The following is a 14,580-nucleotide window of genomic DNA, read 5'->3' as shown; positions in this document are numbered from 1 at the left end:
CAAGATACAGCCCAAGCTTTTAAAGAGGTAACACAGTCGATCAATGATATCGTTTTGAAGAATCAGGAAATGACGATTGTCGCTATCAACAATAGCGTTTTGAAGAATCAACAAATGACTCTCGCTTCAATCAACGATATCGTTTTGAAGAATCAACAAATTTCTCTCAATGCCATGCAACAAGCATTAGCCGTCCAACAAGTAGTTGAAGCAATGAATACTATCAATTCTGGAGCTAAACAAACTGCTAGCGGTATTAATCAAACTAAGGTAGGTACTCAACTACTAAACGATGCAGCTCAAAATCTTAAAGTATTGAGTGCCAAATAGAAAGATTATATCGATTCCGGTTGCACTCCTCACGATCATTAACAGTTCACTGTGAGTCAAACAACTGAAAATTGCGCTTATATTTGGTGGCCACTTTACTATTCCGATGAAGCGCAGATTTGATATGAAATCAGGAATGTACGGGAAAATAATTTTTATTATACTCTAATCTCTAATCTGTATTTTGTATAAGAAGCCAAGTTGCGGGTTATTAGTGATTTCCAGCGATCTATTACGTCACTGAGATTCTTCCCATTTTTTTAGCCAACAAGATTGTAGCTGTCATTGTTAAGTTTTACAGTACCATAAATCAACAAAAAAATCGCCCTTTCTCTAAAATAACCAAAGGGCGATCGACTTTTTAACTCAACTAATTAATGACTGTGCCCGTGCCCGCCATGAGAATGCCCGTGTTCACCATGAGAATGCCCGTGATCCCCATGAGAATGCCCGTGCCCGCCATGAGAATGACCGTGATCCCCATGAGAATGCCCGTGTTCCCCGTGAGAATGACTGTGCTCGCGGTGCGCCGAAGCCAAACTCGGATTAACAGCAACCGCAGTCTCACTCAACAACGCTTCAATCTGCGGATTTGCCCACTCAGCGGCCATTTTCAGAAACTCTGGATGGTCGTTAACGCAAGGCAATTTGCGGTAAGTAACTCCTTTACGCTGTTTCTGCAAAGACTCAATAATGTGGTCTACATCTAACAAAGTTTCGTGATTTTCCGTCGCAAATCCGATCGGCATAAACACGATCGCAGTTGCACCCAAATCGATCAAATTCTTCGCAGCCAACGTCGCATCAGGCTGCGTCCATTCAATCAGCGGTGTGTCGTGATTGAGCCAACCTACCGAAATCAAAGGATAGCGATACATCAAACGTTCCCGCACGCGATCGTACAAAGCTTGACTTTCCACAATTCCCGAAGTAAAGCCCTTCGCTTTGTGCGGACAACCGTGATTCATCAGCACAATCCCAATCTGAGAAGGCAAATGCGCTACAGCTAAATCGTTCTTAATTTCCTCTTCAACCAAATCCGCCATTAGCTGGATGTAAGCAGGTTCATCGTAAAAAGAAGGAATGTAGCGCTGTCCTTTTACCCAATGTTCCTTACCATCAAAGGTTTGTGCTAAAGCTTTATTCACCTGTTCGACTGCAATGCCGCTGGTGAAAACAGAATCAACTACCAACAGCGGATAAATCAGAATTTTGTCAAATCCTTCTGCTTGAATTTGAGGGATTACTTGTTCCGGCAAAAACGGCGCACAAAAGTTAAAAGCTTTGAACACTTTTACTTTATCGCCCCATTTTTCCTGTAAATTCTTTTCAATCCCGGCGCGCTGCTGTTCAAAAATTGCATTGTGCGGCGAAACGAATTGACCGTGTTGGTGACTCCACTCGTGCAAGTCAAAGATTGCTAAAATCTTCGCCAGCGGCGGATAAATCCAAAGCGGTACTGGCGCAAACTTTGCCGTAAGCAAATTTAAAGCTTGTTCGTTGTAGTTTGCAAAATCGTCGTAGCTTTCGACTTCGCCGTAACCCATCAGCAATACAGCAACCCGATCGTTACTTGCGGGTGCTGCAGATGTTTTTAAATCGATTTTTTCTGGAGAAGCAACCACTTTGTATTCCTCAATTTTATTTATTCTAAGAGATCCAGGCAGGATGAAGGGTGAATGGGAGATTTTTCATTGTTTGCGATCGCACGACTGACGTGCGCGGGGCTGATTCCCGATTTCTGTGCCCATACTTCCCGGTCAAACCTCTTATTTATCCTAGAAACCGGATTGATGAGCATCAGTCCTAAGTCGGTTTTTTGACCTTGACCCGAAATTCGTAGGGCAGCTAAGCTGGCAGGCCTCTAATTTTCACAATCATGTTTCTTTAAGCTTTTGTGGGGTCGGCTTCGACGCCACCAGAAAAGTTAAATCTAAATACAGAACTGCTTAAAACTAGAATCAGGCTTTGCTAAGCTTGACAGGGAATGGGGCCTGGGGGGATAAGTTTTATGTTTTCTTAAGACTCCCTCACCTTGCCTCAGATTAATGCGGTTTGGAGCGTTCCCAGCTTTTAACTTGGGGGGATACTCTTCAAACTTGACTCTATTATAACTTTAACACCCTATCCCCTGGGGTAGTATATGATATAGTAGGCATATGATAAAGTTATGTTGCGAACTATATTAACTTTCTTGACGAACTATGAGACTGGTAATTTGCCCCGGAGTCCACGAACCAAAGCTAACCGACTGTTTCCTGACGGGACTTTCGGGGCTTTGGGGGCTGGCAGCCGATCGCCCAAACCAGCAAATAGTAGATCGTGTCAAGATTTTTCCCGCTCATAAATATCCGCCTTTTTCAGCTTTTGACATATGGAACTTTTTGTGTAGCGAAGAGTTAGCAGGAGAAAGCCTAGTATTTGTCAGCTTTTCGGCAGGAGTAGCCGGGGCGATCGGGGCGGCTTGGATGTGGCAGCAACTCGGCGGCAAAGTCGGGGCATTTTTTGCCTTAGACGGTTGGGGAGTACCTCTGGCGGGCAATTTTCCCATCCACCGAATCAGCCACGATCGCTTTACGCACTGGAGTTCGGCAATTCTCGGTGGCGGTGGAGAGAGTTTTTATGCAGATCCGCCGATCGAACATTTGGATTTATGGCGAGCTCCCCAAACGGCAAAAGGCTGGCACGTCAGCCAAACCGCCGCCGGCATTGAGACTGTCGCACCCACAACCGCAGCAAAATTTTTAGTCCACCTATTGAAACAATACGGAGTCCAATCAGTTGTTTAATCTAAATTTAGTATCCTCAGCGATCGCACCTATTGCCACCATCGCCCGCCTCGACAATTCTGTCACTTCAGCCACAACAAACAGCCTCAAACAGTGGTTAATATTTAGCGCCTCAGCATTTTTAGTCTCAATTCCAGTATTCGTGCAAGCACCCTTAGTGCGTTTATATCCAACCATCAGTTTGCTATCAACTATCCCCTGGTTCGTACTTAGTTTAATCCTCATTTTCCGCCCCAAAACACAACTTTGGGGAGATTTATTATTAGGATTTGCCGGATGCTGGCTGGCTGGTTCTATCTATTGGGGCTGGTTCAGATGGGAACCTATTTTACATCTACCTATAGAAGCAATTGGCTTGCCTTTTGCTATTTGGTGCTTGGGCAAATCTTGGGGGAAAGTTGGCAGCTATTTTTATTTAGGTTCTCTATTGGGTACTGCCATTACTGATTTATATTTTTACTTAACTGGGTTGATGCCCTACTGGCGCCAAGTGATGCACGCGGAACCGGAATTAGCTATGCCGATTTTTCAAAGTGCGATCGGTCAAATTGAAACTCCTTGGGGCATAGGTTGCGCTCTAGTTTTAATCGCTGTGTTGCTAACAGTCGGTTTGCTGAGTTTGCGCGGCACGCACCTGCACTGGCGCGCGTTTAGCGGAGCGGTGTTAAGCACGCTTTTGGTAGATGGTTTATTTTGGCTGGCTGCTTCTGCGGCTTAAGATTTATGATTGGTTCCTATGTTGGTAATTTTTGATCGCAGATGTGGGCGGATTGACGCAGATTAACGCAGCTTTTTTGAGATATCTAGTCTTGAGATTCCCGATTTATTAAAGAAGTCGGGAATTTGGGTATTTAGTGAACAATTATGAGTTAAAATCTAAAATCTAAAATCTAAAATCCCAAATCAAGATCATGTCTCTCATTTCAATTCGCGGTGTAGAACATTATTACGAGTGGATAACGGCAGATAACAGTGCCCAACCCAGCGGCAAACCAGTGATGGTATTTATGCACGGCTGGGCGGGATCAGCGCGCTACTGGGAAAGCACGGCACGGGCTATTGCGGATGATTTTGATTGTTTGCTCTACGATATGAGAGGTTTTGGTCGATCGCCCTTGCCGAAAGAGCCTCCTGAGTCCAGCTACGAACTCGAAACCTACGCCCGCGACTTAGCTGCATTATTAGAATCTCTGAATTTAAGCCGCGTCTTTCTCAATGCTCACTCTACAGGTGCATCAATTGCTACTTTATTTCTCAACCTTTATCCCGAAAAAGTAGAGAAAGCAATTCTCACTTGCAGCGGGATTTTTGAATACGATGAAAAAGCCTTTACAACTTTTCACAAATTCGGCGGCTATGTGGTAAAATTTAGGCCATCTTGGTTGGCATCGATCCCGTTTGCCGATCGGCTATTTATGGCCCGGTTTTTGCGCCGTTCGCTGCCCACAGAGGTCAGTCTGGCGTTTCTCAAGGATTTTTTAATGGCAGACGAGCAAGCTGCTATAGGTACAATGGTGACGGCTGTTAGCAAAAGAGCAGCCGAGGAAATGCCCCAAGAATTTGCGCGGCTGAGTGTTCCCACACTGCTTGTGGCCGGAGAATTTGACCAAATTATCCCTGCCATCATGGGAGAGCAAGCGGCCTCCCTCAGCAAAAAAGTAGAATTTGTTATAATTCCCAATACGGCTCACTTTCCGATGCTGGAGGATGCAGCAACATACTTGCAGCGAATTCGAGACTTTTTGCCAGCAGCGGCTTAGCTGAGTTATTGTTCATCTAATGTACGATCGGACAAGCAAGCTTTGACCCCGCCCAAAAACGGATACTTGCGAACAACAGGAGTTGCCAGCAGCCTAAAATTTTAGACTCTTGTTCAAGCTCCCAGATTCATCTGTGGAGTAAAGCTCAAATCGTTCGACTGAGCGCTCGACGGCTCGACTGAGCGCTCGACGGCTCGCCGAACGTGTCACGCCGAAGTCTCAAATCTCAAATCGACTAACAGTGACTTTTGGTCTGATCTTAATTTTTAATTCCTAATTTCTTAAAGCGAAAGGTGGTACAATGAACGACCTCGACCAATACTATAAAGTGCTGGAACTGTTGCCGGGAGCTTCCAGAGAAGAAATTAGCCAAGCCTACAAGGATTTAGCGTTCATTTGGCACCCCGATCGCATCCCCAAAGACAATCCCCGACTACTACAGAAAGCTGAAGAAAAGATTAAGGAAATTAATCAAGCTCGCGAACAATTGCGATCGATTCAACCAAGAGGTCAGAATCAGAACGTTCAGCAAAAACATACTCAGCACAGAAACACCCAGCAACAAAATACTCAGTACAGAAACACCCAGCAACAAAACACTCAGCAACAAAATACTCAATACAAAAACACCCAGCAACAAAATACTCAATACAAAAACACCCAGCAACAAAACACCCAGCAACAAAATACTCAGTACAAAAACACCCAGCAACAAAACACCCAACAACAAAATACTCAGTACAAAAACACCCAGCAACAAAACACCCAGCAACAAAACACCCAGTACAGAAACACTCAGCCACAAAACACTCAGCCACAAAACACTCAGTACCAAAACAATCAGTACAGAAATACTCAGTATCCAAACACCCAACACCAAAACACCCAGCCACCGCCGGCAAACCCAAAAGAACCCCACTACTCTTCTGAAACCTCTCCAGGAAAATATGCTGGCAATTATGCTGGAAATCCTTCAGGGCCTTATTCAGATGCGTCCCGCTACCAATCGCCCCCGCCGCAGCCATCTCAGTCTTACCGCCAAGCTGCGCCGCAAGCTCCCGATTTGAGCGGTTCCAACTTCCAAGGAGCTTCCTTAAAAGAAAAGGATTTTTCAGGGAGAAACTTGAGCAATGCAAACCTGAGTGAAGCCGACTTAAGCGATGCTTTTCTACACAACGTCAACCTCACAGGCGCGAATTTGCACAAAGCAAACTTGTTCAGAGCCAATTTGTTAGGAGCTTGTTTGATCAATGCCAACTTGAGAGAAACCAACTTAATCGGAGCAGATTTGAGCGGTGCAGATTTGAGCGGTGCGGACTTAACAGGAGCGAAAATCGGTTACGGCGATCGAGTTATGGTAAAACTCACTCGAACTACATTAACAGGTACAATCTTACCCGACGGTACGGTTCACAGCTAAACGATTTAGTTTGTAGTCAGTTGGTGTAGGCCCGGGTTTTACCCGAAATATTGGCTGCAACCAAAAAAACACAAAAATCCGCCCTTCGCCGCGAATTTTAGATCAAAACTTATATTATGTCCGCTAGAACAACTGCAATCAAATTGGTTAGTAGTGAGGACGTTCGTCTGAATTTTATCAGAACTTGCATTCCTCGATGCGCACCCATAGCGGTTAAATTACTTAAGATGATATTATCAGCTCGCGATCGCACAAACCGAGTTTTTTTATCCGGTTCAAGGACTGCAACGAAGTCTTTTGGTTCATCAAAGCCCGTGTCTGCCTCCAACACGGTTAATAGAGCTTCATATTACAGCAACCGCCAAAACGCATCCTTTTTTTTCCTTCTTCCTTCTCTTCCTTCTTCTTTCTTCCTTCTTCCTTCTTCCTTCTTCCTTCTTCCTTCTTCCTTCCGTTATTAATTACTTCCGGCACGGCGATCGCGTAACTTTTTTCCAGCAGCCAGCATAGCACCTCCGACCATCAAACCCCCCACAGTCATCGGTTCTGGAACCGGTTCAGGTTGAACCGTCCCCACAGAACCGCCTTTAATAAATACAGCAGAATCTAAATTGCCATCGCCCACATCTTTAATGCGGATGCTGAGAACATTCGTCTGATTTTTCTTGAGCAAACCCTCAAAACCTAAAACTTTAGTAAAGCCATCCAGCTTAACGATGTTAGCAGCAATACCTGTCAAACTTGGGTTGTCAATATAGTCTCGGTGATCTTTAGAGCGATTATTTGGATCGGGAACAAGATTATTAATCGTAACTGTTTTTCCGTCGCTCAATTTCGCCAAATTAGTGCCGTTCAGCAGCAGTTCAAAATCGTCATTAAATTCAGAACCGCCGAACTCAGGAAACTCCTCCGAAGCAAATACATATTCAAAGAACAACTTTTCAACCGTGCTATTAGCAAAAAAGCTGAGGTTTAGCTCGGTAAAATCGCCCTTTTCACCTTTAGCGCCAAAGTCCGTGTTTAAATCGCTGCCGTTGGTCAGCACGACGACGTTATCTTTCCGATTCTGACCCGGTAGATCGGCAACTTTACCAGTGCTGAGAACAACACCTGATGTCAAACCGAAGGGGTCATTAGTAAAAGTACCAAAAGCAGCCGAATTACCCATAATTGAAACAGAGAAATTACTCAATCCCACTGTATTAGCCCCCAACAAATTATTTTTCAAAGTCTCAATGTTATTAGTTGCCCCTACCGAAAATGCCATTGCTGGTGCTGTCCACAAGCTCAGAGCAGTAGTTAACGTAGCAGTTAAAGCAGCAATTTTGTGAGTAATTATCATAAGTTTTTCCGTAAAAATACAAACCTGATTTTATGCTTAACTTAATTTTTACATTATTTAGCTATCAATGTCTAGTGCCTTTACAATAATTTTACATCTCAGTAAATTTACGCTTTTTGTGCTTCATTTTTTTGATAATTGCTGGCAGTTAGTCAGCACATAAACCTCACTGCAAAAATACGCATACAAAAACAGACGTACACAGACTAATAATTTTAGGACTTATGCACTGGAAACCAAAGACACCGGGTTTTGATACTGTTTGCGATCGCCAAAATGACTAATGACTAATGACTCCGCCCAAAAACGCATACAAGCCCCAGACTCCTGTCGTGGAGAGATCGTAATTTTCGACCTAGTTCAAGCTCGCAAATTCATCTGTGGAGTAAATCTAAAATCGTTCGATTGAGCGCGGCTCGACGCCTCGCCGAAGTCTAAAATCAAAAATCTCTTATCGACTGACTGATTACTAAAACCCCCTTGCTTCTCCTTCCCCGCGCCGATCGGCAGCCCCTTCCAACCAACCATCCCCAGTCAGGACGATCGCATTGGCATTGCCCCAGCCGTCACGTTCGAAAATCAGGTGTCCCCGCCGCCGCAACTCCGAAAGCGTCGCAGTCTCAAAACCTCCCCGTTCCACCATCAGGCGATCCGGTTGCCACTGGTGGTGTACGCGAGGTGCAGACACAGCATCGCCGACATTCATGTCGTAAACCAATACGTTCAGTACAATTTGCAGCACCGTGGTAATAATCGTGCTGCCTCCGGGAGCTCCCGCAGCGAGGCGAAATTTGCCATTTTCTGTCACGATGACCGGCGTCATGCTCGATAAAGGAGTTTTGCCCGGGGCGATCGAATTTGCCTCCCCGCCCACCAAACCAGACGACAAATTCGGCACTCCCGGCGCCGCTGCAAAATCATCCATCTCGTTGTTGAGCAAAATTCCCGTACCCGCGGCCACGACTCCAGCCCCAAAACCCCCATTCACCGTAAACGTTAAGCTTACTACGTTGCGCTCTTTGTCAACTACCGTCAGGTGGGTAGTTTCGGGAGACTCCCACAGCAGACGGTTCAAAGTTTCAGCATCAACAGCCTTTACCTCGCTAGAGGGTCTGGCTTTTGATATTTGGATTTGCGATCGTCTCAATTTGCCATAATTGGTGCTAGTCAAAGCTTTGACCGGTACACTCACAAAATCCGGGTCGCCCAAATACTCAGCCCTGTCAGCATAAGCAATCCTCATGCTCTCCGCCAGCAAGTGCAAAGTATCTGGACTTTGCCTCCCCAACCTCTTGAGATCGGTATCTCCCAGAATATTTAAGATTTGCAACAAATGAACGCCGCCGGAAGAAGGAGGCGACATGGCGCAAATTTCGTAAGCCCGAAAGTTGCCGCAAACCGGATTTCGCCACATCGGCGTATAGTTTTTCAAATCTTCGAGAGTGATAATGCCACCATTTTTAGCCATGTCGGCGGCGAGCGCCCGTGCAATGTCCCCGCTATAAAAACTTTGCGGATTTTCAGCAATCTGCCGCAAAGTCCGCGCCAAATCCCGCTGGACCAAAAGCTCACCCGGCTGGTATAAAATGCCACCACGAGTAAAAACCTCCCGCGCCGCCCGGTTTTTTTTGATAGCATCCTGTCGTTGCTGGGTAGCCGTGGTAAACCGCGAACTTACCGGAAAGCCTTTTTCAGCCAGGGCGATCGCCGGCGCCACCACCGCAGCCCAAGGCAACTTACCATACTCGCGGTGCACCGTATAAAGTCCAGCAACAGTACCCGGAATACCCGCCGCCAAATGCCCGTCCCGACTTGCCCTTGGGCGCACCTTACCTTGCTTGTCGAGGTACATATCCCGCGCCGCCCGTTTCGGAGCTCGTTCCCGGAAATCCAGCGCTTGCACAGTCCCCGTTTCGGCCCGCCGCAGGAGCAAAAAACCCCCGCCGCCGATACCCGCCGAAAAAGGCTCCACCACCGAAATCGCCAAAGCCGTAGCAGCCGCCGCATCCACTGCATTGCCTCCCTGTTGTAGCAGGGCCAGCCCCGCAGCGCTCGCCAGAGGGTGAGCCGAAACAGCCATGCCCTGTTTGCTGCGCTGCTGCAAGTTTGACGGTGGCTGCTGGCAGCCGCCGCAAACCAAGACTGTTAGAAAACAAGTATAAATTTGCACTTTGCTCAAAAACTTTGGCAACATTTTTTACGGGTGATTCGAGAATTTTTTACAGTATAATTTTACACTCATCTTCGCTAAAACCGAGCGGTACCCATCTCAACCGCAGATAAATTACCTGTTATGGCAGACGGGGAAACGATATGAGCCTGGGAGGCTCTCGCGGTGAAAGAGGAAGAGAGAAATGAGGGACAGCTTATGGCAACTTAATAATGAAACAAGTTTGAAAAAGCATTTTTATTGATTAAATAGTGATTTAAACAAAGCTGATGAATGCCGAAAAAAATTAGTAGATGACACATCAAAAACACTGCATTCAAAATTTTATGTGACTGCTATTGCAATGCAACACCTAGCAGACGTAGGCGATCCGTATTTTTGCAGTTGTTGGACTGGTGAGTTAATCAATAAAACAGGATTTACCCACTCTTGATAAGTAGGGAACTGCCAAAAAACTTAATATTTTGTAGGGTATTGTAGGACTCCGAAAGCGCGGAATATGTATACTAAGAGCCAGTTTATGGGTGCAAAACCCGCCTCTTCCCACGTTATGTTTATTTGTATCCACTCCCTAGTCCGGACAGTTTTGATTTCATAGTCTTAACCCCTCGATTTTACGTTGGTATCTCGATCGCGGAATCGCCTTGAAACCCTTATTTTACGGTTGGCAATCAAAAACAGTCCGAACTATTGCCCACTAAATTATAAGTTTGGTTCAAAATTATAATTAGGTTTGTAGTGAAGACGGGTAACCTTTTATCGCCCGCGTCGCGCCGACGACAAACAAGGTTATGATTAGCGATTAACCGGACTCGATCTGAGTCATAAACTCGGTTTTTTAGTACAGATATAGTTATCAAACCAATAATTTTGGGTGATGCCTGGTTTTTCTAGGTAAGTCCTATTAAAGCAAAAATATCCGATCGAATTTATTAAAATTCCAACCCCCCGACAAAACCCTCAATCCCTTGCAGCCCACGCCTGTGTATCAAAAAATTTATCCGCCATATAGTCTGCACTCCGGCTCCTAAGAGGTGTCCCCCCCTTATGGTACATAACACTGAGGTCGGCAAGCCTGTTATATTGGCAGTATGTAGGCAAGTTTCGGGACTACAGGTACTTGCACGTAAAGGAGTCAGAGTGTCTGCTTCCAGACGATACTTCGGCGAACAACTACCAAACCACAAGTGATTCAAGTTATGAACAGCGAAAAAGTCAGTGTAATAATTCCTGCATTCAATGCTGCCGACACTCTGGCCCAGACAGTTGCCTCCGTACTCAAGGGTACTCACAAGAATCTAGAAATTTTTATTGTTGATGACTTCTCTACTGACGCTACTGACAAAGTTGCCGCTAAACTGGCAGAACAAGATTCGAGAATTCAATACTTCCGGAATCCCCAAAATTACGGGGTTTCTAAGTCTAGAAATTTAATGATGTATCGCGCCACAGGCGAATATGTAGCATTTCTCGACAGCGACGATACCTGGGAACCCAACAAGCTAGAAGTTTGTTTGAAGATGCTTGCAGACAATCCCGAAGTCAAAGCTGTGGCTCACGCTTTGCGGTATTTAGACAAGCGCGGCAACAAGTTGAGTTACATTCCCACCTATCCTACAACTAAAGCAGAAATGCAGGCGATTAAGGAGACAGGCGAAAGCCCTTGGGTTTTCCCGTCTTCTGTTGTAGTCTATCGCTCCATTCTTCTCGAAGAAGGCGGCTTTGCAGAAGATTGGCAGGTAGGAGAAGATACAGAGCTATTTACCAAAATTGCTCAAAAGTATGGCTTGCTAGCGGCGACAGAACCTTTGGGAAATTATAGAATTAGAGGGAACTCTCTCACAGATAAGCACTGGCTGAAAAAGCGCATAGCTTCTGATTGTGTCAAAGAGAACCAACTGCGGCGCTTGCGGGGAGAAAAAGAGTTATCGCTCAACGAATACGAACAGGTATGCTTTAAGAATTTGCCACTTTTGAAAAGGCTTAACAAATTCCGAGAAGTTTTGGCACTCCACTACATGAGAAAGCTGGGACAAAGTTGGTTAAATCGGGAGGTTTTGCCGACTCTTGTTTACGGCATCGCTAGCACAGCAATCGATCCTCAAGCTACTTTGAACAAGTGGAAATGGATGAAGGCTCACGATAAGTTGAGTCATCAAACGGCAGAAGGCATCAGTCATTCGGCAGAATTAAACCGCCAGCAATCATCTAAAATCGGGGAGCTTTCCTAAAGAAACTCATATTTGTATGCAGGTTTTAGTCAAGAAATTAGGTCATGCCAATAAAGCGGAATCGAAGCCGATCGCGCAGGGGCTGGTTAATACGCGCTCTTGGGGTTTTGAGGCGTCTTTGACTGTTAATATCCTGTCGGAGCAATTACCCGCAATACCAACGACAATGACTTGCAGCCGTGCGATGGGAGAGAATATAAAAATTTTTGAAAGTCGCGATCGGATGTCAGCCTTGATTTATTCGGTTGCAAGCTTCAACCCTGTACATGGCGTAAATAGCAGCGATCGCCCGCCGTGCTATTGGCTCCCAAAACAGTTACACTAAATAATGTATAAGTAAAAAGCAAAGTTTTTTGAATGAAAAAATGGGTAGCAAACCTTTTTTTGAGGCAGAAAATAAAAGCAAATATTTAGAAAAAATTCTGCCTTCTACCTTCAGAAGACGATCGCCTTTTTACTGTGAATTAGATTGAATTTATGGACTGGCAAGAAATTTCTGGCAACTGGGTATTAATTCCGTCTAAACCGATCGCGATCGTACATTTTCTCGGCGGTGCATTTGTGGCGACAGCACCACAGTTGACCTATCGCTGGCTGTTAGAGGCTTTGGGGAATCAAGGATATCTTGTAGTAGCAACGCCGTTTGTCAATACTTTGGATCATATTGCGATCGCCCGCGATGTCCTCAACAAATTTGAAAATGCCCTCGATCGCCTGCGCGCCACTAAATTGCTCAAATCTTCCTATCTCCCCATTTACGGTATGGGACACAGCATGGGATGCAAACTGCACTTGCTGATCGGTTCTGTGTTTGACATAGAAAGGGCAGGCAATATTCTGATCTCTTTCAACAATTATGCGGCATCCGAAGCAATCCCGATCGTCGAGCAAATTTCCCCCGTCTTTAAAGTGGAGTTTACCCCTTCCCCGCAAGAGACTAATCGCCTCGTCCAAGATAGCTATCAAATCCGGCGCAATCTTTTAGTCAAATTTAACGGCGACAACATTGACCAAACCCTGCTTTTGACAAAACTGCTAAAAGCACGATTTCCCGACATGATTACAGTTCAGACTCTAGCGGGCAACCATCAAACGCCCTTGGGGCAAGATGTTAGCTGGCCTGTGGGTCAAATTTTTACACCCTTCGATGCGATCGGGCAATGGGTCAAACAAGAAGTGTATCGAGAATTAAATCAATTAAAACGGACAATTCTGCTGTGGCTTAATCCTCTGTCAAAGGATTTTTAATCTTAAAGTTCAGATTTTAGCTTAGTGATCTTAAATTTAGGAATTACCCATAAACTCTATCTGTAGTGCTTTGGTTTCCCTTTGCTCCTACCAATAGTGTTGAAAAGCTGTTTGCGTAATCCCTCAAACTGCCAAAGAGATGTTTAAGCTATGTACTCATAGCAGCGATGAGCATACTTTTCTGACTTTTCCGACTTTAAAGAGCCGATTTTTCCGACTGACCTTGAGCCTGAGTGGTGAGTCAAAATGGCGATAGGTGCATCCGAGGCTAGGTAAATTACCGCCTAAGACGTTGCTGAATTGAGGTATGATTTGTGCGGTCAAAGGCTGTTTTGGCTACCCGAGTTGCCTCGTTTGAGCGCGATTGAAATGATACGATGGAGAGGCAACTGGAACATCCCAAAACTTAAGATAATGAATTACTAGCCTCATTGAATGTTTGAGCATTTCTCCCGACTTAGAATAGCAGAGTGTCTTGCGATGAAGTCTGGCTTGCGTAATGTGGCAGTCGCGTATTCTCGCCCTCTACTCTGGTCGTGTAAGTTTTACAGATAATTTGGTTTCCATCTGGAATAAACATGAGGTAAACTGGCCATCCATCTGTGATATAAAAGTAACATTTCCAATTGCCAACGCGCCGCCCATAGTCGCCGAAAATTTGTAGCACGAGTTCCAAATACCATCCTAAAATCCCTGGCTGAAAGTGATTTACGGCCGCCCCTCGCCAAATCTTATTTTTTTTACCCACAAACCTTTCTAGTTCATCAAGTTCTTCAACCAGGGGAATCGTGTCTGGTTCGCAAGCATCAGGGAGCAATTATCCTACTGGCTTGACCCCATTTATAATGCTGGTGTAATGTACTTCTTTAATCCTCTCAATTGCTCGAAAACCCATACCATTGACATACATTTTGAGACATTCACGTTTAACTTATTCAGAGTAACCTTTATGAGGTTGGTAGCAATCTATAAATTGTCTGCCACAACCGACACAAATATAATTCTGTTTACTTTTTTTACGATCATTTTTATTAACATGAGTAGACTGACATTCAGGACATTGCACAAGCTCTGCGTTTTTTGAAGTGTTATCTTTTGACCATCGCACTATAAATTTATCATACCCTAATTCAGCAACGCCCTTTATTTGATGGCGGGTGGTGTTCCTACTGATTATCTCATGGTCAATCGACCGGACATAATATTACAGCAATTCCGGATGTTATGAGGTACAATAGAATTGACTAAAAATAATATACCAATGAAAGCATACTCAGTAGATTTGCGAGC

Annotated in this window: 11 protein-coding genes and 2 pseudogenes; 8 read left to right on the top strand and 5 right to left on the bottom strand. The window is 45.0% G+C overall.

All coding sequences use genetic code 11. The features are described 5' to 3' along the window. A pseudogene (locus tag QUA20_RS17590) lies at positions 1-330 on the top strand (methyl-accepting chemotaxis protein); the annotation flags it as partial. Between the two features lie 374 nt (positions 331-704). Here QUA20_RS17590 and QUA20_RS17585 read toward each other — a convergent pair. Next, positions 705-1,955: a ferrochelatase gene (locus QUA20_RS17585; RefSeq protein WP_333190294.1), complete on the bottom strand. Its 1,251-nt coding sequence runs from the start codon at positions 1,953-1,955 to the stop codon at positions 705-707. A gap of 579 nt (positions 1,956-2,534) precedes the next feature. On the opposite strand from QUA20_RS17585, the gene QUA20_RS17580 reads away from it, so the two are divergent. The 4 genes from QUA20_RS17580 to QUA20_RS17565 all read left to right on the top strand — a co-directional run bounded on the left by QUA20_RS17580 (position 2,535) and on the right by QUA20_RS17565 (position 6,299). Then, positions 2,535-3,119, top strand: coding sequence for a hypothetical protein (locus QUA20_RS17580; protein WP_333190292.1), 585 nt, complete (start codon positions 2,535-2,537; stop codon positions 3,117-3,119). Further along, positions 3,112-3,837: a DUF3120 domain-containing protein gene (locus QUA20_RS17575; RefSeq protein WP_333190290.1), complete on the top strand. Its 726-nt coding sequence runs from the start codon at positions 3,112-3,114 to the stop codon at positions 3,835-3,837. Before QUA20_RS17580 ends, QUA20_RS17575 begins: the two co-directional genes overlap by 8 nt. 193 nt (positions 3,838-4,030) lie before the next feature. Further along, entirely contained in the window at positions 4,031-4,879 is an 849-nt protein-coding gene (locus tag QUA20_RS17570; protein WP_333190288.1) for an alpha/beta hydrolase, read from the top strand. A 301-nt stretch (positions 4,880-5,180) separates the two neighbouring features. Beyond that, positions 5,181-6,299: a pentapeptide repeat-containing protein gene (locus QUA20_RS17565; protein ID WP_333190286.1), complete on the top strand. Its 1,119-nt coding sequence runs from the start codon at positions 5,181-5,183 to the stop codon at positions 6,297-6,299. 333 nt (positions 6,300-6,632) lie between these two features. On the opposite strand, the gene QUA20_RS17560 is transcribed toward QUA20_RS17565, so the two are convergent. The 3 genes from QUA20_RS17560 to ggt all read right to left on the bottom strand — a co-directional run bounded on the left by QUA20_RS17560 (position 6,633) and on the right by ggt (position 9,835). Further along, entirely contained in the window at positions 6,633-6,773 is a 141-nt protein-coding gene (locus tag QUA20_RS17560) for a hypothetical protein (RefSeq protein ID WP_333190284.1), read from the bottom strand. After that, entirely contained in the window at positions 6,757-7,641 is an 885-nt protein-coding gene (locus QUA20_RS17555) for a choice-of-anchor L family PEP-CTERM protein (protein WP_333190283.1), read from the bottom strand. The genes QUA20_RS17560 and QUA20_RS17555 overlap by 17 nt, the downstream gene beginning before the upstream one ends. A gap of 469 nt (positions 7,642-8,110) precedes the next feature. Continuing rightward, complete coding sequence (gene ggt / locus QUA20_RS17550; RefSeq protein ID WP_333190281.1) at positions 8,111-9,835, bottom strand: gamma-glutamyltransferase; 1,725 nt, start codon at positions 9,833-9,835, stop codon at positions 8,111-8,113. Positions 9,836-11,010: 1,175 nt separating this feature from the next. Here ggt and QUA20_RS17545 point away from each other — a divergent pair. From QUA20_RS17545 to QUA20_RS17535, 3 genes are all read left to right on the top strand, one after another. Continuing rightward, the gene (locus QUA20_RS17545; protein ID WP_333190278.1) at positions 11,011-12,042 is read left to right on the top strand and encodes a glycosyltransferase family 2 protein; all 1,032 of its coding nucleotides are present in this window, start codon (positions 11,011-11,013) and stop codon (positions 12,040-12,042) included. Between the two features lie 16 nt (positions 12,043-12,058). Next, entirely contained in the window at positions 12,059-12,367 is a 309-nt protein-coding gene (locus tag QUA20_RS17540; RefSeq protein ID WP_333190277.1) for a hypothetical protein, read from the top strand. A 152-nt stretch (positions 12,368-12,519) separates the two neighbouring features. Next, on the top strand, positions 12,520-13,290 hold the full coding sequence (locus tag QUA20_RS17535) for a DUF1350 family protein (protein ID WP_333190276.1): 771 nt from the start codon (positions 12,520-12,522) through the stop codon (positions 13,288-13,290). 336 nt (positions 13,291-13,626) lie between these two features. Here QUA20_RS17535 and QUA20_RS17530 read toward each other — a convergent pair. Continuing rightward, positions 13,627-14,356 (bottom strand): annotated as a pseudogene (locus QUA20_RS17530) (IS1 family transposase). Between the last annotated feature and the right edge of the window lie 224 nt (positions 14,357-14,580).

Source organism: Microcoleus sp. Pol7_A1, assembly GCF_036701085.1.
Taxonomy (GTDB): Bacteria; Cyanobacteriota; Cyanobacteriia; order Cyanobacteriales; family Microcoleaceae; genus Microcoleus; species Microcoleus asticus.
The sequence above is the reverse complement of the archived record's forward strand: the minus strand, read 5'-3'. Positions and strand labels throughout refer to the sequence as shown.

Coding starts and splice junctions, on each gene's coding strand:
- QUA20_RS17565 (WP_333190286.1), top strand. CDS start 5,181: ATGAACGACCTCGACCAATACTATAAAGTGCTGGAACTGTTGCCGGGA.
- QUA20_RS17580 (WP_333190292.1), top strand. CDS start 2,535: ATGAGACTGGTAATTTGCCCCGGAGTCCACGAACCAAAGCTAACCGAC.
- QUA20_RS17545 (WP_333190278.1), top strand. CDS start 11,011: ATGAACAGCGAAAAAGTCAGTGTAATAATTCCTGCATTCAATGCTGCC.
- ggt (WP_333190281.1), bottom strand. CDS start 9,835: ATGTTGCCAAAGTTTTTGAGCAAAGTGCAAATTTATACTTGTTTTCTA.
- QUA20_RS17535 (WP_333190276.1), top strand. CDS start 12,520: ATGGACTGGCAAGAAATTTCTGGCAACTGGGTATTAATTCCGTCTAAA.
- QUA20_RS17540 (WP_333190277.1), top strand. CDS start 12,059: ATGCAGGTTTTAGTCAAGAAATTAGGTCATGCCAATAAAGCGGAATCG.
- QUA20_RS17555 (WP_333190283.1), bottom strand. CDS start 7,641: ATGATAATTACTCACAAAATTGCTGCTTTAACTGCTACGTTAACTACT.
- QUA20_RS17570 (WP_333190288.1), top strand. CDS start 4,031: ATGTCTCTCATTTCAATTCGCGGTGTAGAACATTATTACGAGTGGATA.